Below are 18,587 nucleotides of genomic sequence, written 5' to 3'. Positions count from 1 at the left end.
GCTGAAGCGAGCGCTGCGCGGACAGATCAGACGGATTCAGACGAGCCATCCTGGCTCGCTTCAAATAACGCCATGGCCTCGACATGCGCCGTCTGAGGAAACATATCGAGAATCCCGGCACGTTTTAACCGGTAGCCCTGCTTGATCAATTCGACCGTATCGCGCGCCAGAGTTGCAGGGTTGCACGACACATAAACCAACCGCTCGGCACCCAGGGTCGCGAGCTTGCTTACCACCTCGAAAGCACCGTCACGCGGTGGGTCCAAGAGTACCGCAGAAAAGCCGTTTCCGATCCATTCGACATCGGTCAAAGGCTGGGATAAATCGGCTTGAAAAAACTTTGTGTTATGCAAATTGTTGCTAGCGGCATTCGCAGCGGCACGGTCGACCATGGTCTGCACGCCCTCCACCGCCACCACTTCACGCACGCTTTTGGCCAGCGGCAAGGCGAAGTTGCCCAGACCGCAGAACAGGTCGAGCACGCGCTCGTCACCGGTCGGTTTCAGCCAGTCCAGTGCCTGCGCCACCATCGCCTCGTTGACCCCGGCGTTGACCTGGATGAAATCCCCCGGCCGCCAGGCCAGATCCAGATCCCACTGTTCCAGGCGATAACCCAAAGACTGCGTGGCATCCACCGGTTGCGGCTCGCCGTCGCCATGCAGCCACAGTTGCGCGTCATGGAACTGGCAGAATTCCTTGAGGATCGTCAGGTCGGCTTCAGACAACGGCGCCATGTGGCGCAACAACACCGCCAGCGAAGAACCACTGAACAACTCGACGTGCCCCAGCGCTTGCGGTTTGCTCAAACGACGGAGCATCTCCGGCAATCGGGTCATGATCGGCTGCAAGGGCTGTACCAGCACCGGGCATTCGTTGATGGCAACGATGTCCTGGCTGCCGGCGGCGCGGAAACCGACTTCGAGTTTTTTCGCCTTCATGTCCCAACGCACGGCAATCCGCGCGCGGCGGCGGTAGCCGAACTCGGGGCCGGTCAACGGCGCCGCCCATTCTTCAGGCGCAACGCCTGCAACCTTCGACAACTGCTCGGCGAGCATGCGCTGTTTCAGGGCAAGCTGTTCGGCATGGGGCAAGTGTTGCACGCTGCACCCGCCGCAGCGGCCGGCATGCTGACAGGCTGCCGGGCGACGCAACTCGCTGGCCTTGAACACGCGCTCGGTGCGCGCTTCAACCACTTTGCCGCGGGCGCCAAGCACCCGCGCCTCGACCTCTTCACCGGCGAGGGCGCCGAGGACGAACCAGGTTTTGCCTTCGAAAAACGCGATGCCGCGACCGTCATTGGCCAGGCGCTCGATGTTCAAGCGCTGCTTTTTGCCGGTCGGGATTTGCGCGGCCTTGCTGCCGCCGGTGGGCTGGAAGCGCAGGCCTCTCTCATGCTTGGCCATCAGTTGGCCGCGTCGAAAATGCCGGTCGACAGGTAACGGTCGCCACGGTCGCAGATGATCGCGACGATCACCGCGTTTTCAACTTCTTTGGACAGGCGCAGCATGGCTGCCACCGCACCGCCCGAGGACACGCCACAGAAGATGCCTTCTTCGCGGGCCAGACGTCGGGTGACGTCCTCGGCTTCGCTTTGCGCCATGTCGACAATGCGGTCAACGCGGTCGGCCTGATAGATCTTCGGCAGGTATTCCTGCGGCCAGCGACGGATGCCGGGAATGGCCGAACCTTCCATCGGCTGCAGCCCGATGATCTGCACGCTGTCGCTCTGCTCTTTCAAGTAGCGCGACACGCCCATGATGGTCCCGGTGGTGCCCATCGAGCTGACGAAATGGGTGATGGTGCCCTGGGTCTGACGCCAGATTTCCGGGCCGGTGGTGGTGTAGTGCGCCTCCGGATTATCGCCGTTGGCGAACTGATCAAGCACTTTGCCACGGCCTTCGGCTTCCATCCGCTGGGCGAGATCGCGAGCGCCTTCCATGCCCTCTTCCTGACTGACCAGAATCAGCTCGGCACCGTAAGCGGTCATCGCCGCTTTACGTTCGGCACTGGAGTTGTCCGGCATGATCAGGATCATCTTGTAACCCTTGATCGCGGCGGCCATGGCCAGCGCAATCCCGGTGTTGCCCGAGGTCGCTTCGATCAGCGTGTCGCCGGCGTGGATCTGCCCGCGCAGTTCGGCACGGGTGATCATCGACAGCGCCGGACGGTCCTTGACCGAACCCGCCGGGTTGTTCCCTTCGAGCTTGAGCAACAGGGTGTTGCTGGTGGCACCGGGCAGGCGCTGCAAACGCACCAGCGGAGTGTTGCCGACGCAATCGGCGATGGTTGGGTACTGCAGGGTCATGGCGTATTCGCAATCCAGACGTGCGGGGGCGCCTATCATACCGGCAAACGTTCGCAGGCCATATCACGCAAAGTGCGGTGCTTATGGTTTCTGGGAATAAGCAGTAAAAGTCTCACCAGTGGTGAGACAAATGATCGGGCAGTTCTGAAGTTTCCAGAGTGATGCAAATGGCCTTATCGCTGGCAAGCCAGCTCCCACAGGGCTTCAGGTGTTCACACGGTATTTGTCTGACAGAAGTTCACTGTGGGAGCTGGCTTGCCAGCGATGGCGTCGGAACTGAGTGCAGCGTCATCCGCCACCAGGCGCAGATTCAGGCGCAACCCCGCCCCGGTATTCTCCGCCCACACCATCCCGCCCTGACGCTGCACCGCATTCCTCGCAATGCTCAACCCCAACCCAAACCCGCCATCCCCCGGGCGTGAGCCGTCGAGGCGGGTGAAGGGTGAGAAGATCCGTTGCAGATCGCCCTCGGCCACCCCGCCGCCCTGATCCTCCAGCCACAAATGCCAGTAATCGCCGTCACGCCGTCCATCGAGGCGCACGATGCCGCCCTCGGGTGAATGCCGAATGGCGTTGCGCAGAATGTTCTCCAGCGCCTGCGCCAAAGTATTGAGGTTGCCGCGCACCCAGCACGACGCCGGCACCGCGCACTGCAATTGCAGGCTCGGCCAGCCGCTTTCATAACAGGCGTTGTCGGTGAGCATTTCCCACAGCGCCTGAATCTGGATCGCTTCGTCAGGCAGCGGCGCACGCTCGGTGTCGAGCCACGCCAGTTGCAGGGTGTTTTCCACCAGTCGCTGCATGCCGTCGACTTCACGGCTGATGCGCTCGCGCAGTTGCCGTAGATCCTGTTCGCTTTCACTGGCCACCCGCAGCCGGCTCAGCGGCGTGCGCAGTTCATGGGACAGGTCGCGCAGCAATTGCTGTTGCAGGGCGACGGTGGATTGCAGACGTTCGGACATCGAATCGAAGGCCCGGGCCAGTTCGCCGAGCTCGTCCGGGCGCTGGGTGATGCCGCTCGACAGACGCACATGCAATTGGTCGGCACGCCAGGCGTTGGCCTGCTCACGCAAGTTATTCAACGGCACTACCAGCAAGCGATACAGGCCAATGCACAGCAATAAGGTGAACAGCCCCGGAATCAAGCCGTTGGTGATCACCCGCCAGAACACCCGGTATTTCCCCGGCAGGAATCGCTCGGGCAGTTCGATCACCAGACTGCCGGCGGACGGGTCCTTCGGAAACGGCACGCGCAGCCACGGCCGGCCCTTTTTGTGGATCGGCCAGTCGAGGCCGCGCAAAAAGGTCAGGTGCTGGATTTCCTGTTCATCCAGCGGCTCGCTGCTCAACGATTGCAGATTGCGGTCGATCACCCCGACCCAGGCCGCCTCGCGCAACTCCATGCTCTGCAACCAGTTATCGACACCGTCGCGCTCACCGCGCTGCCACGCCCGCTCGGCCTCGCCGGCATAACGGCTGAGGGTGCCGCGCGCCTCGTCGGAGAGGAACTGGTTGCGCTCCTCCATGTAGCGCCCCCACGACCAGCTCAGCCAGATCATCAGCAGACAGAACGCCACCAGCAGACACGCCAGTTTCCAGAACAGCGAATGCCGCCCCGGCAAGTCAGAGACTTTCATCGGGCGCACTCAGCACATAACCCTTGCCCCACACCGTGCGCACTTCTCGTTCGGTGTAGCCGATGGCCTTGAGTTTGCGGCGGATCTGGCTGATGTGCATGTCGAGGCTGCGGTCGTGGGCCGCGTAGCCGCGTTGCAGCACGTGCTGATACAGGAAGGCCTTGCTCAGGACTTCTTCATCGTTGCGATTGAGGGTTTCCAGCAAGCGGTATTCGCTGCGGGTCAAACCGGCAGCTTGCGCGTTATAGAAGACCTCGCACTGTTCTTCGTCGAAACGCAGCGCGCCATGAATCGCCGCCGGGGCAATCGCTGCCGGACGCCGATCCAGCGCCACCCGGCGCAGGATCGCCTCGATCCGCACATGCAGCTCGGCCATGCTGAACGGCTTGGGCAGGTAATCATCGGCGCCCAGACGAAAGCCGCTGATGCGATCGGCCTCGGCGCCCAGCGCCGACATCAGCAGCACTGGCGTCGAATGGCTCTGGCGCAACTGCGTCAGCACCTTCAGGCCATCGAGCCCGGGCAACAGAATGTCCATCAGCACCACGTCGAACGGCTGATGGCGAGCGATGTTCAGCCCTTCCTGCCCGTTCTGGCACCAGGTCACCGCAAAGCCACTCCGGCCCAGGTGTTCGTGAACATAGGCACCGAGCACCGGGTCGTCCTCGATGGCAAGAATGCGTGGCAGGTCGGTGGAAACAGGAGTCATGAGTATCTGCAAATAATTCTCAGTTGGCCGATTATTCAAGATTGCCCGCCATCGGGCAACCCAAGCTTGACCGGCCGGACAAACGCGCCTCGCCCTGACGGCCGAGGGCGAGATGATTTTTCCGAAGATTGCCTGCCTGCAAATCGCTACACTGCGCCAATGTCGCGTGCCGGACGCACGTGCGAGTCAACAGTTCAGCGGGATGCAGGAGATGGGTGTGCTCAAGAAACTGGGAATCAAAGGTCGCGTATTGTTGCTGACCCTGTTGCCCACCAGCCTGATGGCGTTGGTGCTCGGTGGCTATTTCACCTGGATGCAACAGTCCGATTTGCAGACCCAACTGATGCAACGCGGTGAAATGATCGCCGAGCAACTGGCGCCGCTGGTAGCGCCCGCCATGGGCCACGGCAACACCGATCTGCTCGAACGCATCGCCACCCAATCGCTGGAACAGCCTGACGTGCGCGCCGTCACCTTCCTCGCCCCTGATCGCACACCGCTGGCGCACGCCGGTCCGACCATGCTCAATCAAGCCCCCAGTGGCGACAGTGCACAACTGCAACGGCGCAGCGGCAATGACGCCACACGTTATCTGATGCCGGTGTTCGGCAAGCATCGCAACCTCGCCGGCGACGTGATCCCGCAAGAATCCGAGCGCCTGCTCGGCTGGGTCGAACTGGAGCTGTCGCACAACGGCATGCTGCTGCGCGGTTATCGCAGTCTGTTTGCCAGCCTGCTGCTGATCGCCGCGGGCCTCGCCGGCGCGGCCCTGCTCGCCTTGCGCATGGGCCGCACCATCAACCGCCCGTTGAGCCAGATCAAACACGCCGTCGCGCAACTCAAGGACGGTCATCTGGAAACCCGTCTGCCACCGCTCGGCAGCCAGGAGCTGGACGAGTTGGCCTCGGGCATCAACCGCATGGCCGGGACCCTGCAGAACGCGCGCGAAGAATTGCAGCATAGCGTCGATCAGGCCACCGAAGACGTGCGGCAGAACCTGGAAACCATCGAGATCCAGAACATCGAACTGGACCTGGCGCGCAAAGAAGCGCTGGAGGCGAGCCGGATCAAATCCGAGTTCCTCGCCAACATGAGCCACGAAATCCGTACGCCGCTCAACGGCATTCTCGGCTTCACGCATCTGTTGCAGAAAAGCGAGCTGACCCCGCGCCAGCTCGACTATCTGGGCACCATCGAAAAGTCCGCCGACAGCCTGCTCGGGATCATCAACGAGATCCTCGACTTCTCGAAGATCGAGGCCGGCAAACTGGTGCTCGACCATATCCCGTTCAACCTGCGCGACCTGTTGCAGGACACCCTGACGATTCTGGCGCCGGCGGCGCACGCCAAGCAGTTGGAGCTGGTGAGCCTGGTCTATCGCGACACGCCGCTGTCGCTGGTCGGTGACCCGCTGCGGCTGAAACAGATCCTCACCAACCTGGTCAGCAACGCGATCAAGTTCACCCGCGAAGGCACCATCGTCGCGCGCGCCATGCTTGAAGAAGAACATGAAGACAGCGTGCAACTGCGCATCAGCATTCAGGACACCGGCATCGGCCTGTCGAGTCAGGATGTGCGCGCGTTGTTCCAGGCGTTCAGTCAGGCCGACAACTCGCTGTCGCGCCAGCCCGGCGGCACCGGTCTGGGTCTGGTGATTTCCAAGCGCCTGATCGAACAGATGGGCGGCGAAATCGGCGTCGACAGCACCCCGGGCGAAGGCTCGGAGTTCTGGATCAGCCTGAGCCTGCCGAAAACCCGCGACGACACCGAAGATTTGCCGGCCCCACCGCTACTCGGACGCCGCGTGGCGGTGCTGGAAAATCACGAACTGGCGCGCCAGGCCTTGCAGCATCAACTGGAAGACTGTGGCCTCGATGTCACGCCATTCAATACCCTGGAGAGCCTGACCAACGGCGTCACCGGCGCGCACCAGACCGATCAGGCCATCGACCTTGCGGTGCTCGGCATCACCAGCAACGACATGCTCCCGGAGCGCCTGAACCAGCACATCTGGGATCTGGAACACCTCGGTTGCAAAGTGCTGGTGTTGTGCCCGACCACCGAACAGACGTTGTTCCATCTCTCGGTGCCCAACCCGCACAGTCAGCTGCAAGCCAAACCGGCCTGCACGCGCAAATTGCGTCGGGCGCTGGCGGATCTGGCCAACCCGCGCCAGCCGCGCAATGAACCAGGCGAACCGCTGTCGAGCCGTGCTCCGAAAGTGCTGTGCGTCGACGACAACCCAGCCAACCTGTTGCTGGTGCAGACGCTGCTCGAAGACATGGGCGCCAAGGTGCTGGCCGTGGAAAGCGGCTACGCAGCAGTCAAAGCGGTGCAGAGCGAATCCTTCGATCTGGTGCTGATGGACGTACAGATGCCGGGCATGGACGGACGCCAGACCACCGAAACCATCCGCCAGTGGGAAAGCGAACGGCATTGCACACCGCTGCCGATCGTCGCCCTGACCGCCCACGCCATGGCCAACGAAAAACGCGCCTTGCTGCAAAGTGGCATGGACGACTACCTGACCAAACCGATCAGCGAGCGGCAACTGGCGCAAGTGGTGCTGAAATGGACGGGGCTGGCCTTGCGCAATCAAGGCGCGGAGCGCGCCAGCGAGAGTGCGACGGGCAGCAACGAACTGCCCGTGATCGACCACGAAGAAGGCTTGCGCCTGGCCGCCGGCAAGGCCGATCTGGCGGCGGACATGCTGGCGATGCTGCTTGCCTCGCTGGAAGCCGACCGCGAAGCGATTCGCGCCGCCAGTGAAGCCCGCGATCAGAATGCACTGATCGAGCGCGTGCATCGCCTGCACGGCGCGACCCGGTATTGCGGCGTGCCGCAATTGCGCGCGGCCTGCCAGCGCAGTGAAACCCTGCTCAAACAGGGCGACCCGAAAGCACCGGCGGCGTTGGAGGAATTGGAGCGGGCGATCAATCGCCTCGCGACCCAGGCCAGAATCAGCGCCTGACCCATGGCAATACCGGCGTTCGCAACCGCCGTTAAAGTGGTGGTGGTCAATATTGACTCGCCACCCCGTTCCAGGAGGAATACATGCGCACGCTCGTTTTCAGCAGCCAGACCTACGACCGCGACAGTTTCCTCGCCGTCGATTGCCCGGGCGGGATAGAACTGCACTTTCAGCAGGCCCGGCTCAGTCTCGACACCGCCGCCCTGGCCGAGCACCACGAGGTGGTCTGCGCCTTCATCAATGACGATCTCAGTGCGCCAGTGCTGGAGCGTCTGGCGGCCGGGGGCACGCGCCTGATCGCCCTGCGTTCGGCGGGCTACAACCATGTCGATCTGCTCGCGGCGAAACGCCTCGGGTTGGCCGTGGTGCGGGTGCCGGCCTATTCGCCACATGCGGTGGCCGAACATGCGGTGGCGCTGATTCTGGCGCTCAACCGGCGCCTGCACCGCGCCTACAACCGCACCCGCGAAGGCGATTTCACCCTGCACGGCCTGACCGGTTTCGATCTGGTGGGCAAAACGGTCGGCATCGTTGGCACCGGGCAGATCGGCGCGACGTTCGCGAAAATCATGCACGGTTTCGGTTGTCAGTTGCTGGCCTACGATCCTTATCCAAATCCGCAGGTTTTGGCTTTGGGCGCGCGGTATCTGAGCCTGCCGGAGCTGCTCGCGCAGTCGCGGATCATCAGCCTGCATTGCCCGCTCAATGTGCAAAGCAAACACTTGATCAACCGGGAGTCACTGGCCCATCTGCAACCGGGGGCAATGCTGATCAACACGGGGCGCGGCGGCCTGGTGGACACACCGGCGTTGATCGATGCACTGAAGGACGGCCAATTGGGCTATCTGGGACTGGATGTGTATGAGGAAGAAGCGCAGCTGTTTTTCGAGGACCGCAGCGACCTGCCGTTGCAGGACGACGTGCTGGCGCGGTTACTGACGTTTCCGAACGTGATCATCACCGCGCATCAGGCGTTCCTGACCCATGAAGCCTTGGGTGCGATTGCCGCGACCACCCTGCACAACATCGCGACCTGGGCCGCAGGCACGCCGCAGAACCAGGTCGAAGGCTGAGGATTGGCGGCTTATTTGGGCGACAGCGACGAGGCCAGAATCAGCAGCGCCAGCCAGCCAAACCCGAAAAAGCGCTGTTTCATCGAGTGGCCGTTGCGCAGCAGGAACCAGACAAAGACCATCGGCAACAGAAACACCATGATCTTCAACCAGCCTTCCACCGGACGCGAACCATCGGCGTTGGCCTGAGGCTGCGGCGCGGGCTCGGGCTGCCGACGGCGCCGGCCGACAGCGGCCGGTGTCACTTTCGGCGTCGGCTCCGGAGCTGGTGGCGGAACAAAGGCTTCGGGCACGGATTTGTTGCGCGGCAGGCTGCCGAATGAAATCGTCGCGGCGGCTTGCGCCGGTGTGTGCTCGTGCTGCTGCGCCATCGGAGCACCACAATGAATGCACGCCTTTGCTTCCGAGCTGATGCTGCGCTTGCATTCATAACATTCGATCAACGCCATGTTCCGTTCCCTCAGATTGAAGGGCGGCAGTTTGCCATGAGCGCCAGCCGATTTGAACCGGATCGAAGGTCGCACACGTACGCCATCCTGCAATCCAGCCCGTGCTAGCATGTCGCGCAGATTTGGAGGACCCATGGTCGAACACGATTTCCGCTACACCCTGATGAACCCGCAACACACCCTCACCGAATGCCGCGCCCTTGTACCGGGCCGCTATCAGGTCACCGGCAATGGTGGCTCGATTCGCAACGGTGACGTCCTGTTGGTCACTCTCAAAGGCAGCACGGACTTGTCCATGCGCCTGACCGTCGACACCGTGCGCCACCTGATCAATCCGCCGGGCCAATGGACCGCGATGACCACCGGCCCGGTGTTCGGCGAACTGGCGATCCACACCTGGCAGGTCAACTGCGACAGCTGCGCCAAAGAGCTGAACTTCGAGTTCGCCGTGGACGCCAAGCTGGGCAAGAGCGCCGAGAAGCCGGCCGCCACCGCGCGCATCGCCGAGCTGGGCTGGAAAGCCGTCGGCGACAAGCACTTGTGCCCGAAATGCCAGGAGCCTGCGTGATGAAACGCCTTGCCCTGCCGCTGCTGGTCGGTGCCGGTCTGGTGGGCTGCGCCGCAGAGCCAGTGCAGTTGCAACAGAACCGCAGCTACATTCTGGAATGGATCGGCGAGCGGCCCTTGATGGATTACAGCCACCTGACCGTGACCCTCGGCGACGATGGTCGTGCTTACGGCAACGGCGGCTGCAACCACTGGTTCGCGCCGTACACCCTCGAAGGCGACAAGCTGAGCTTCGGCCCGATCGGCAAGACCCGCAAACTCTGCGCCCCGGCGCTGATGGAGCAGGAACAACGCTTCCTGCAGGCGCTGCAAGGCGTTGAGCGCTGGGACATCTCGCCGATCGAGCAGATGCGCTTCTGGCCGGCGCAAGGCAAGCCGTTGCGTTGGTGGCTGGAAGAGGGTTAACCCCCTCCTGCTGCTGAGACTACCCTGTGGTGAGGGGATTTATCCCCGATGGGGCGCGGAGCGCCCCCCCTTCGGAGGGTCAGGGTAAACCGAGCTCTCGGGTTTCAGGGCTGCTGCGCAGCCCATCGGGGCGGTGCGACGTTTCGCTAAATCCCCTCACCACAAAACCTCACTTGCCCTACTTCGTCGCCTGCAACGCCTCCAGCTTCGCCATCACCCCCGCCGCCGTCTGCTCACCCATCAACTGCTCACGCACCTTGCCCTTGTTGTCGATGATGTAGGTCACCGGCAAGGCCTCACTGCGCGGCAGGTCGAACAGGTCGGCCGGATCCTGCGCCAGCACGGTGAATTTGATGCCGAGTTTCTCGCTGGCGCTCTTCAGGTCTTCACCCTGGACGTTGTCGAAGTTGACCCCGAACACACCGACATTCTTGCTCTTGAGTTCGTCCGCCAAATGGTTGAGTTCCGGGATTTCAGTGCGGCACGGGCCACACCATTCGGCCCAGTAATTGAGCACTACCCATTGTTTGTCCAGGCGCTCGGACGCCACTTTCTGACCATTCTGGTCAATGCCGTAGTCGTTGCCGCAGCCCCCCAGCATCAACGCCCCGATTATCGTCAATGCCGCTGCCAATCGCCGTGTCATGTCATGTTCCCTGGTCAAAAATTGAAGACGCCTGCGACCCGTTGCCTCTGAAGGTTCTGGATTGCGCGCTGCACAGTTAGAATAGCCGCCACTTTACGCCAGAAGCGACCTGCCATGACCGATCTGACGCTTTATCACAATCCGCGCTGCTCGAAATCCCGCGGCGCGCTGGAACTTCTTGAGGCCCGTGGCCTGACCCCGAACGTGGTGCGTTACCTCGAAACCCCACTGAATGCGGTGCAAATCAAGGCACTGCTCGGCAAGCTCGGGATCAGCGCGCGTCAGTTGCTGCGCACCGGAGAAGATGAATACAAAATGCTTCAGCTGGCTGACGAAAGCCTCAGCGAAGCGCAATTGATCGACGCCATCGTCCAGCACCCAAAACTGATGGAACGGCCAATTCTTGAAGTCGGCAACAAAGCCGTGATCGGTCGCCCGCCGGAAAATGTGCTGGAGTTGTTGCCGTGAGCGCGCCCTATATTCTGGTGCTGTATTACAGCCGCAACGGCGCGACCAATGAGATGGCGCGGCAGATTGCGCGCGGTGTCGAACAGGCGGGTCTCGAAGCGCGCTTGCGTACGGTGCCCGCCATTTCCACCGAGTGCGAAGCCGTGTCGCCGGACATCCCGGATGAAGGCGCGTTGTACGCCACGCTCGATGACCTGAAGAATTGCGCGGGCCTGGCCCTCGGCAGCCCGACACGTTTCGGCAACATGGCCGCACCGCTGAAGTACTTCCTCGATGGCACCAGCAATCTGTGGCTGACCGGCGCACTGGTCGGCAAACCGGCTGGCGTGTTCACCTCCACCGCCAGCCTGCACGGCGGCCAGGAAACCACCTTGTTGTCGATGATGCTGCCGCTGTTGCACCACGGCATGCTGATCACCGGCCTGCCGTACAGCGAGTCGGCGTTGCTGGAAACCCAGGGCGGCGGCACGCCGTATGGCGCCAGTCATCACGCCGGGGCCGATGGCAAAAAAGGTCTGGATCCGCACGAGATGGCGCTGTGTCGCGCACTCGGCGCACGCCTGGCGAAAACCGCGCAAAAACTGGAGGGCTGACATGGCCCGGAAGCCGAAAGTCCTGCCCAGCGTTGAATGGCTGGAGCCGCGTGTACGGGCGATGCGGGTTATCAGTCTGCTGTGCTTTTTCGGCCTGGCAGGATTGCTGGCGGCTTATTACCTGGTGTTCGCCGACCTGCACGGCGCTCGACCGTGGGTGATCCTGCTGGTCGAGCTGATCCCGTGGCTGATCCTTGCGCCGGGGATGCTGATGGGCAACGCACGTGCGCACTCGTGGATGTGCTTTGTGGTGAATCTGTACTTCATCAAAGGTGCACTGGCGGCCTATGACCCGAACCGGCAGCTGTTTGGCGTGTTGGAGATGGCCGCGAGCCTGGCGCTGTTCTGCTCGGCGCTGCTGTATGTGCGGTGGCGGTATCAGTTGAATCGCAAGCTGGCTGGCGAGGGCGAGATGTCCGTAGCCTGATGAAAAAGATCGCAGCCTCCGGCAGCTCCTACAGGGGGAACGCATTCCAAATGTAGGAGCTGCCGAAGGCTGCGATCTTTTAGCGATTCAATGATTGACGGTGTACGCGAGCATCATCGAAATCTGGCTCATCGGCCGCCCGCCACTCTGCTCATGCCACTGATTGAACGCGTTCTGCACAATCGCCAGATCACGCAGACTGGTCGGCGCCTTGTCGACGATCTTCTGCGCATTCAGCGCCGCGACCACGTCATAGCTCGGCACGAAGGTGTCCTTGCCGACCATGCGCAGGAAGCGCGGTGCCGACAGCCCACCTAACTGACTCCCGTGTTTTTTCAGGTAGGTCCACAAACCGACGATATCGGTCACCGGCCAGTCGGCGATCAGCGCGCCGAAACTGCCCTTCTCCTGCTCGACATCGAGAATGAACTGCGCATTGCGCGGCACGCTCTTGAGCTTGCCCAGGTGGCGGATGATCCGCGCGTCCTGCATCAGGCGTTCAAGATGTTCGGCGCTCATCAGCACGACTTTTTCCGGGTCGAACTTGAAGAACACCTCTTCGAAAGCCGGCCACTTGGCGTCCACCAGGCTGTGCTTGAGGCCGGCGCGAAACACGCGCAGGGCCATGGTCGAGAGGTAGCGGTCGTCGCTGATCTTGCGCAATTGCGCGGGAGTCTTGGGAACGGGCAGATGGGCTTCCAGTTCAGCCGCCGAACCGAAGCGGTTCAGACAGTATTCGTGCAGCCACTTGTAATCGCGCATGCCCTCTCCTATTGAATGAAACGAAAAACCCCATGTGGGGGCAGGCCCTGTGGTGAGGGGATTTAGCGAAACGTCGCACCGCCCCGATGAGGAGCAAAGCTCCCCCAGAAAAGCTGGGGCTGCTGCGCAGCCCATCGGGGATAAATCCCCTCACCACAGGGCCGCTCCCACAGGGAAGGGGTTTACAGGTTGACGACGTTAACGAAGCGCGAAGCCGCCGTTTCGTCGATCTTCAGGCTGGTGAAGTCGAACAGGTTGCGGTCGGCCAGTTGCGACGGCACGACGTTCTGCAGACTGCGGAAGATGCTTTCAGTGCGGCCCGGAGTCTTGCGCTCCCAGTCCTGAAGCATTTCCTTGACCACCTGGCGCTGCAGGTTTTCCTGCGAACCGCAGAGGTTGCACGGGATGATCGGGAATTCCTTGAAGTCCGAGTAGGCCTGGATGTCTTTCTCGTTGCAGTAGGCCAGCGGACGGATCACCACGTTGCGCCCGTCGTCGGCGCGCAGCTTCGGCGGCATCGCCTTGAGGGTGCCGTTGAAGAACATGTTGAGGAAGAACGTCTCGACGATGTCATCGCGATGGTGACCGAGGGCCATCTTGGTCGCACCGATTTCATCGGCAAAGGTGTACAGCGTGCCGCGACGCAGGCGCGAGCACAGCGAGCAGGTGGTCTTGCCTTCGGGAATCAATTCCTTGACCACCGAGTAAGTGTCTTTCTCGACGATGTGGTACTCGACGCCCAGCTCTTTCAAGTAGGCCGGCAGCACATGCTCGGGGAAACCCGGCTGCTTCTGGTCCATGTTCACCGCGACGATCTCGAACTTGATCGGTGCAACCTTCTGCAGGTGCAGCAGCACGTCGAGCATGGTGTAGCTGTCCTTGCCCCCGGACAGGCAGACCATGACCTTGTCGCCGTCTTCGATCATGTTGAAATCGGCGACCGCTTCGCCGGCCAGGCGGCGCAGGCGCTTTTGCAGTTTGTTCTGGTTGACCGTAAGAGTGCCCATGACGCGAAATCCGTGAGGTGTGACGAAAGGCGGGCATTTTACGCAAAAACCCACCGGCGGCGCAGCCTCCTGACGGACGCACCCTGTAGGAGCTGCCGAAGGCTGCGATCTTTTGAATTTAAAAACAGGATCAAAAGATCGCAGCCTTCAGCAGCTCCTACAGAGATAACTGCGATTAACCCGTCCGTTTACAGCGCGATTTGCTCTAAGTCCCTAGTCCATGTGCGGTTAAGTCCTTTCTATACTGCGACATAAGGTCGCACACATCTGAAGACCTGTATTTGCTCGGCCACCTTGGCCCGTAGGCGCTCCGCTGGGGGGCGATGGCAATAACAAGAGGAGTGACTGGCATGATCCATCACGTAGTGGGACTTTTTACCCACCCCGATCAGGAATGGAAGGAAATCCGTGGCGACCAAGAGGAAAGCATCAGCCACATGTACCTGACGCACACGCTGATCCTGGCGGCGATTCCGGCGGTTTCGGCGTTTATCGGCACCACTCAGGTCGGCTGGGTGATCGGCAACCGCGCGCCGGTGATGCTCACCGTCGAAAGCGCAATCTGGATGACGGTGATGTCATACCTGGCAATGCTCGGCGGGGTCGCGGTGATGGGCGCCTTTGTGCACTGGATGGCCCGCACGTATGACGCCAATCCAAGCCTGGCGCGTTGCGTGGCGTTCGCGACCTACACCGCGACACCGTTGTTCGTCGGCGGGCTGGCGGCGCTGTATCCGCATATGTGGCTGGGGATGATCGTCGGCACGGCGGCCATCTGCTACACGGTGTACCTGCTGTACGTCGGGCTGCCGACGTTCATGAACATTCCGTCGGACGAAGGCTTCCTGTTTTCCAGCTCGGTGCTGGCGGTGGGTCTGGTGGTGCTGGTGGCCATCATGGCGTTCACCGTGATTGTCTGGGGCCTCGGCGTGGGGCCGGTGTATACCAACTGATAGGCTTTATCCCAGAGAAAAACAAGATCTGCCAATACAGGCCGCCGCAAGGCGGCCTTCTCGTTTGGCGGATGACCATTCGGCAGGTCAGCGATTCGCAAGTCAGGAACGTTGCGGCATACTCGACGCCTCTGGAGATCCATCAAGCATGCCCGAGCAACTCAATACCCGCGTCGAAGACTGTTACCAACTCGCTGAAGCCTTTTTCAAACGTCATTTCCAACGCCCGGTCGTCAGCCTCAAGCTGCGCGGGCAAAAAGCCGGTGTCGCGCATCTGCACGAGAACCTGCTGCGCTTCAACCCGCAGCTGTACCGGGAAAACACCGAACACTTCCTCAAGCAGACCGTGGCCCACGAAGTCGCGCACCTGATCGCCCATCAACTGTTCGGCGACCGCATCCAGCCGCACGGCGAGGAGTGGCAACTGATCATGCGCGGGGTTTATGAACTGCCACCGGATCGTTGCCACACCTACGCCGTGAAACGCCGCAGCGTGACCCGCTATATCTACAAATGCCCGTGCGCCGACAGTGATTTTCCGTTTTCGGCGCAGCGTCATAGCCTGGTGCGCCAGGGGCGGCGGTATTTGTGCCGGCGTTGTCGCAACACTTTGGTGTTCAGTGGTGAGATGCGGGTGGAATAGCCGGTTCGTTGCTGCATTGGAGGGCCTCATCGCTGGCAAGCCAGCTCCCACAGGTTTTGTGCCGAACACAGAGCCTGTGAACACCCCAAAGAAACTGTGGGAGCTGGCTTGCCAGCGATGAGGCCAGCACCAACGCTAGAGAATGACCTTGGCCGCACGCAATTGAGCAATCCGCTCAGCATCAAACCCCAACTCCCCCAACACCTGTGCCGTGTGCTGTCCCAACTTCGCGCCAACATGCCGCGGCGCCGGCAGCGCCTCGGAGAATTTCAACGGACAGCCGATCTGCGCCTGAGTCGTACCGTCGCCACGCGGCACCTGGGTCACCAGTTCCCGTGCCTGCAATTGCGGATGCTGCACCGCCTCGCTCAGGTTCAAGACCGGTTCGACACAGGCATCGACTCCGGCGAACAATTCACACAGCTCGGCAAAGTCGTGCCTCTCAAACTCAACTTTCAGCGCATCCTTCAATAACCGTTGGTGTTCGGGTTTCGGCGACAAGCCCTGCGCCGCCAGCTCCGGCCGGCCCAGCGCTTGACACAGCTGCTGCATGAACCCCGGTTCCAGACTGCCCACCGACAACCAGCGCCCGTCGCGCGAGCGGTAATAGTCATAGAAGCTGCCGCCATTGAGCATCTGGTCTTCCCAGTGCGGTTCCTCGCCACAGGCCAGATATCCGGCGCCAGCCATGGCGTTCAGGCTGAAGGCGCAATCGGTCATGCTCACGTCCAGATGCGTGCCCTGCCCGCTCTGCTGCCGGGCGATGACCGCCGCCAGCAGGCCGATCACCCCATGCAGTGAACCGCCCGCGATATCCGCCACCTGCATGCCCAACGGCAACGGCCCGCTATCGGTGCGGCCGGTGTAGCTGGAGAGCCCGGCCAGCGCCAGATAATTGATGTCATGCCCGGCGCGATCCTTGTACGGGCCGGTCTGGCCGTAGCCAGTGATCGACACGTAAATCAGCTTCGGGTTGATCGCCTTCAACGCCTCGTAGCCCAGCCCCAAACGTTCCATCACCCCGGGACGGAACTGTTCCAGAACGATGTCGTATTCGCCCAGCAACTGCCTGATCACCTCCAGCGCCTCCGGCTGCTTGAGATCCAGCGCCAGGCTGCGCTTGTTGCGGTTGAGGTAAGCGTGGCTGGCGGACACCCCTTGATCGTGCGGCGGCAACACCCGCAGCAGGTCCATGCGCGTGGGCGACTCGATGCGCAGCACTTCGGCGCCCATGTCGGCCAGCAACAGCGAGGCGAATGGCCCCGGTAGCAGGGTCGAAAAATCGAGAATCTTCAGTGAGGCCAGCGGTGCGGACATGGGCGAACTCCTTGTGCGATGCACTCAGACTAGGCAGCGATGCCGCGCACGGCAATCACCGGATGTGTCAGCGGCAGTGACCGTAATGCTCAAATCGCAGGCAATAAAAAACCCCTGTAGCGAGGGGATTTATCCCCGATTGACTGCACAGCAGCCCCCTTCTATCTAAGAAGGGGCCGCTTCGCGACCCATCGGGGATAAATCCCCTCACCACAAGGGTTATCAGGCTCCAGCATTACACTGGAGCCAATTCAGATTACTTGACGTTGCTCGGGGTAGCACCTTCAGCCACACCCAGGTCGTCTTCCGGACGGGTGTCAGCAATACCGCGACCACCCGAAGCCAGCTCGGCTTGCAGCACGTCGGTGTCCAGCTCTTTCACCCACTTGGCAACCACGATGGTCGCCACGGCGTTGCCGACCAGGTTGGTCAGGGCGCGGGCTTCGGACATGAAGCGGTCGATACCGAGGATCAGCGCCAGACCGGCCACCGGCAGGTGACCGACCGCCGACAGGGTGGCGGCCAGCACGATGAAGCCCGAACCGGTCACACCGGCGGCGCCTTTGGACGACAGCAGCAGCACCACCAGCAGGGTGATCTGATGGGTGATGTCCATGTGCGTGTCGGTGGCCTGAGCAATGAACACGGCGGCCATGGTCAGGTAGATCGCGGTACCGTCGAGGTTGAACGAGTAACCGGTCGGGATCACCAGACCCACGACGGATTTCTTCGCGCCCAGACGCTCCATCTTGATCAGCATGCGTGGCAGTACCGATTCCGACGAGGAAGTGCCCAGTACGATCAGCAGCTCTTCACGGATGTAGCGGATCATCTTCAGCACGCTGAAGCCGTGCATGCGGGCAATGGCACCCAGCACGATCAGGATGAACGCCAGGCAGGTGATGTAGAAGCAGGCCATCAGTTGACCGAGCTGCACCAGCGAACCGACACCGTAGGCACCGATGGTGAACGCCATCGCACCGAAGGCACCGATTGGCGCGAGCTTCATGATCATGTTGATGATGTTGAACATCACGTGGGCGAAGCGATCAATGAAGTCGAGGATCGGACGGCCGTAGTCACCCAGGCGGTGCAGGGCGAAACCGAAGATCACCGAGAACATCAGCACTTGCAGGATGTCACCGGTAGCAAACGCGCCGACGATGGTGGTCGGGATCACATTGAGCAGGAAGCCGACAACGCTCTGGTCTGCGCCTTGCTGCACATAAGTGGCGACTTTCGAGGCGTCCAAAGTGCTGACGTCGATGTGCATGCCGTTGCCCGGCTGCACGATGTTGACCACGATCAGACCGACCAGCAGGGCGATGGTCGAAACGATTTCGAAGTACAGGAGTGCGTAACCGCCGGTCTTGCCGACCGACTTCATGCTTTGCATGCCAGCAATGCCGCTGACCACGGTGCAGAAAATGATCGGGGCGATGATCATTTTGATCAGCTTGATGAACCCGTCGCCCAGCGGCTTAACCGCCACACCGAACTGCGGGTAGTAGTGACCAAGGGCAATACCGATGATGATCGCGACGATCACCTGGAAATACAGGGATTTGTACAGTGGCTGACGAGTCGTCATTGCAAGTGTCCTCAAGCGTCCCGCGGGCAACATCCATCTGTTGAGCGCAGAACCTGAATTGCGA

19 protein-coding genes are annotated in these 18,587 nt (G+C 61.6%); 9 read left to right on the top strand and 10 right to left on the bottom strand.

Annotated elements, in window-relative coordinates:
• Positions 1-26: 26 nt before the first annotated feature.
• The 4 genes from rlmD to AB1J88_RS28440 all read right to left on the bottom strand — a co-directional run bounded on the left by rlmD (position 27) and on the right by AB1J88_RS28440 (position 4,651).
• Positions 27-1,403, bottom strand: a complete 1,377-nt coding sequence (gene rlmD, locus AB1J88_RS28455; protein ID WP_430292591.1) for a 23S rRNA (uracil(1939)-C(5))-methyltransferase RlmD — start codon at positions 1,401-1,403, stop codon at positions 27-29.
• Positions 1,403-2,305, bottom strand: a complete 903-nt coding sequence (gene cysM, locus AB1J88_RS28450; RefSeq protein WP_041067515.1) for a cysteine synthase CysM — start codon at positions 2,303-2,305, stop codon at positions 1,403-1,405. The genes rlmD and cysM overlap by 1 nt, the downstream gene beginning before the upstream one ends.
• A 212-nt stretch (positions 2,306-2,517) precedes the next feature.
• The gene (locus AB1J88_RS28445) at positions 2,518-3,942 is read right to left on the bottom strand and encodes a histidine kinase sensor domain-containing protein (RefSeq protein WP_430292590.1); all 1,425 of its coding nucleotides are present in this window, start codon (positions 3,940-3,942) and stop codon (positions 2,518-2,520) included.
• A complete protein-coding gene (locus tag AB1J88_RS28440; RefSeq protein WP_041067521.1) occupies positions 3,929-4,651 on the bottom strand; it encodes a response regulator transcription factor in 723 nt (240 codons plus the stop codon). Before AB1J88_RS28440 ends, AB1J88_RS28445 begins: the two co-directional genes overlap by 14 nt.
• 217 nt (positions 4,652-4,868) lie before the next feature.
• Here AB1J88_RS28440 and AB1J88_RS28435 point away from each other — a divergent pair, with 217 nt between their 5' ends.
• The gene (locus AB1J88_RS28435) at positions 4,869-7,622 is read left to right on the top strand and encodes a response regulator (protein WP_430292723.1); all 2,754 of its coding nucleotides are present in this window, start codon (positions 4,869-4,871) and stop codon (positions 7,620-7,622) included.
• A gap of 83 nt (positions 7,623-7,705) precedes the next feature.
• Positions 7,706-8,695: a 2-hydroxyacid dehydrogenase gene (locus AB1J88_RS28430; RefSeq protein WP_430292589.1), complete on the top strand. Its 990-nt coding sequence runs from the start codon at positions 7,706-7,708 to the stop codon at positions 8,693-8,695.
• An 11-nt stretch (positions 8,696-8,706) separates the two neighbouring features.
• Here the strand turns inward: AB1J88_RS28430 and AB1J88_RS28425 are convergent, their stop codons facing one another.
• Entirely contained in the window at positions 8,707-9,144 is a 438-nt protein-coding gene (locus AB1J88_RS28425) for a hypothetical protein (protein ID WP_041067528.1), read from the bottom strand.
• Between the two features lie 133 nt (positions 9,145-9,277).
• Between AB1J88_RS28425 and AB1J88_RS28420 the strand changes: the two genes are divergently transcribed.
• Together AB1J88_RS28420 and AB1J88_RS28415 are read left to right on the top strand one after the other, a co-directional pair.
• On the top strand, positions 9,278-9,712 hold the full coding sequence (locus AB1J88_RS28420; RefSeq protein WP_430292588.1) for a hypothetical protein: 435 nt from the start codon (positions 9,278-9,280) through the stop codon (positions 9,710-9,712).
• Positions 9,712-10,116, top strand: a complete 405-nt coding sequence (locus AB1J88_RS28415) for an META domain-containing protein (protein ID WP_108183526.1) — start codon at positions 9,712-9,714, stop codon at positions 10,114-10,116. Before AB1J88_RS28420 ends, AB1J88_RS28415 begins: the two co-directional genes overlap by 1 nt.
• Positions 10,117-10,294: 178 nt before the next feature.
• Here the strand turns inward: AB1J88_RS28415 and AB1J88_RS28410 are convergent, their stop codons facing one another.
• A complete protein-coding gene (locus AB1J88_RS28410) occupies positions 10,295-10,762 on the bottom strand; it encodes a TlpA disulfide reductase family protein (RefSeq protein ID WP_041067536.1) in 468 nt (155 codons plus the stop codon).
• A 114-nt stretch (positions 10,763-10,876) separates the two neighbouring features.
• Between AB1J88_RS28410 and arsC the strand changes: the two genes are divergently transcribed.
• The 3 genes from arsC to AB1J88_RS28395 are packed head-to-tail and all read left to right on the top strand — an operon-like array spanning position 10,877 to position 12,250.
• Entirely contained in the window at positions 10,877-11,230 is a 354-nt protein-coding gene (gene arsC, locus AB1J88_RS28405; protein WP_041067539.1) for an arsenate reductase (glutaredoxin), read from the top strand.
• Positions 11,227-11,823 carry an NAD(P)H:quinone oxidoreductase gene (gene wrbA / locus AB1J88_RS28400; RefSeq protein ID WP_041067542.1) on the top strand — a complete coding sequence of 199 codons (597 nt, stop codon included), beginning with the start codon at positions 11,227-11,229 and terminating at the stop codon, positions 11,821-11,823. The genes arsC and wrbA overlap by 4 nt, the downstream gene beginning before the upstream one ends.
• Position 11,824: 1 nt before the next feature.
• Entirely contained in the window at positions 11,825-12,250 is a 426-nt protein-coding gene (locus tag AB1J88_RS28395) for a DUF2069 domain-containing protein (RefSeq protein WP_108183527.1), read from the top strand.
• Positions 12,251-12,337: 87 nt separating this feature from the next.
• Here AB1J88_RS28395 and AB1J88_RS28390 read toward each other — a convergent pair whose 3' ends face one another.
• Together AB1J88_RS28390 and ttcA are read right to left on the bottom strand one after the other, a co-directional pair.
• Positions 12,338-13,012 (bottom strand): DNA-3-methyladenine glycosylase I, encoded by a 675-nt coding sequence (locus AB1J88_RS28390; RefSeq protein WP_041067548.1) that lies wholly within the window; start codon positions 13,010-13,012, stop codon positions 12,338-12,340.
• A gap of 182 nt (positions 13,013-13,194) precedes the next feature.
• Complete coding sequence (ttcA, locus tag AB1J88_RS28385) at positions 13,195-14,019, bottom strand: tRNA 2-thiocytidine(32) synthetase TtcA (protein WP_041067551.1); 825 nt, start codon at positions 14,017-14,019, stop codon at positions 13,195-13,197.
• A gap of 350 nt (positions 14,020-14,369) precedes the next feature.
• On the opposite strand from ttcA, the gene AB1J88_RS28380 reads away from it, so the two are divergent.
• Both AB1J88_RS28380 and AB1J88_RS28375 read left to right on the top strand, forming a co-directional pair.
• Positions 14,370-14,972 carry a Yip1 family protein gene (locus tag AB1J88_RS28380; protein WP_007917515.1) on the top strand — a complete coding sequence of 201 codons (603 nt, stop codon included), beginning with the start codon at positions 14,370-14,372 and terminating at the stop codon, positions 14,970-14,972.
• A 148-nt stretch (positions 14,973-15,120) separates the two neighbouring features.
• Positions 15,121-15,615 carry a SprT family zinc-dependent metalloprotease gene (locus tag AB1J88_RS28375; RefSeq protein WP_041067555.1) on the top strand — a complete coding sequence of 165 codons (495 nt, stop codon included), beginning with the start codon at positions 15,121-15,123 and terminating at the stop codon, positions 15,613-15,615.
• A gap of 135 nt (positions 15,616-15,750) precedes the next feature.
• Here AB1J88_RS28375 and AB1J88_RS28370 read toward each other — a convergent pair whose 3' ends face one another.
• Both AB1J88_RS28370 and AB1J88_RS28365 read right to left on the bottom strand, forming a co-directional pair.
• Positions 15,751-16,932, bottom strand: a complete 1,182-nt coding sequence (locus AB1J88_RS28370) for a CaiB/BaiF CoA transferase family protein (protein ID WP_430292586.1) — start codon at positions 16,930-16,932, stop codon at positions 15,751-15,753.
• 256 nt (positions 16,933-17,188) lie between these two features.
• On the bottom strand, positions 17,189-18,523 hold the full coding sequence (locus AB1J88_RS28365; protein ID WP_041067561.1) for a dicarboxylate/amino acid:cation symporter: 1,335 nt from the start codon (positions 18,521-18,523) through the stop codon (positions 17,189-17,191).
• Between the last annotated feature and the right edge of the window lie 64 nt (positions 18,524-18,587).

This window comes from Pseudomonas sp. S8 (assembly GCF_050473925.1).
Lineage (GTDB): Bacteria > Pseudomonadota > Gammaproteobacteria > Pseudomonadales > Pseudomonadaceae > Aquipseudomonas > Aquipseudomonas parakoreensis.
The sequence above is the reverse complement of the archived record's forward strand: the minus strand, read 5'-3'. Positions and strand labels throughout refer to the sequence as shown.

Bases quoted from the DNA above. Each gene is read 5' to 3' on its own strand.
- rlmD (WP_430292591.1), bottom strand. From the start codon at position 1,403: ATGGCCAAGCATGAGAGAGGCCTGCGCTTCCAGCCCACCGGCGGCAGC.
- cysM (WP_041067515.1), bottom strand. From the start codon at position 2,305: ATGACCCTGCAGTACCCAACCATCGCCGATTGCGTCGGCAACACTCCG.
- AB1J88_RS28445 (WP_430292590.1), bottom strand. From the start codon at position 3,942: ATGAAAGTCTCTGACTTGCCGGGGCGGCATTCGCTGTTCTGGAAACTG.
- AB1J88_RS28440 (WP_041067521.1), bottom strand. From the start codon at position 4,651: ATGACTCCTGTTTCCACCGACCTGCCACGCATTCTTGCCATCGAGGAC.
- AB1J88_RS28430 (WP_430292589.1), top strand. From the start codon at position 7,706: ATGCGCACGCTCGTTTTCAGCAGCCAGACCTACGACCGCGACAGTTTC.
- AB1J88_RS28425 (WP_041067528.1), bottom strand. From the start codon at position 9,144: ATGGCGTTGATCGAATGTTATGAATGCAAGCGCAGCATCAGCTCGGAA.
- AB1J88_RS28420 (WP_430292588.1), top strand. From the start codon at position 9,278: ATGGTCGAACACGATTTCCGCTACACCCTGATGAACCCGCAACACACC.
- AB1J88_RS28415 (WP_108183526.1), top strand. From the start codon at position 9,712: ATGAAACGCCTTGCCCTGCCGCTGCTGGTCGGTGCCGGTCTGGTGGGC.
- AB1J88_RS28410 (WP_041067536.1), bottom strand. From the start codon at position 10,762: ATGACACGGCGATTGGCAGCGGCATTGACGATAATCGGGGCGTTGATG.
- arsC (WP_041067539.1), top strand. From the start codon at position 10,877: ATGACCGATCTGACGCTTTATCACAATCCGCGCTGCTCGAAATCCCGC.
- AB1J88_RS28395 (WP_108183527.1), top strand. From the start codon at position 11,825: ATGGCCCGGAAGCCGAAAGTCCTGCCCAGCGTTGAATGGCTGGAGCCG.
- AB1J88_RS28390 (WP_041067548.1), bottom strand. From the start codon at position 13,012: ATGCGCGATTACAAGTGGCTGCACGAATACTGTCTGAACCGCTTCGGT.
- ttcA (WP_041067551.1), bottom strand. From the start codon at position 14,019: ATGGGCACTCTTACGGTCAACCAGAACAAACTGCAAAAGCGCCTGCGC.
- AB1J88_RS28380 (WP_007917515.1), top strand. From the start codon at position 14,370: ATGATCCATCACGTAGTGGGACTTTTTACCCACCCCGATCAGGAATGG.
- AB1J88_RS28375 (WP_041067555.1), top strand. From the start codon at position 15,121: ATGCCCGAGCAACTCAATACCCGCGTCGAAGACTGTTACCAACTCGCT.
- AB1J88_RS28370 (WP_430292586.1), bottom strand. From the start codon at position 16,932: ATGTCCGCACCGCTGGCCTCACTGAAGATTCTCGATTTTTCGACCCTG.
- AB1J88_RS28365 (WP_041067561.1), bottom strand. From the start codon at position 18,523: ATGACGACTCGTCAGCCACTGTACAAATCCCTGTATTTCCAGGTGATC.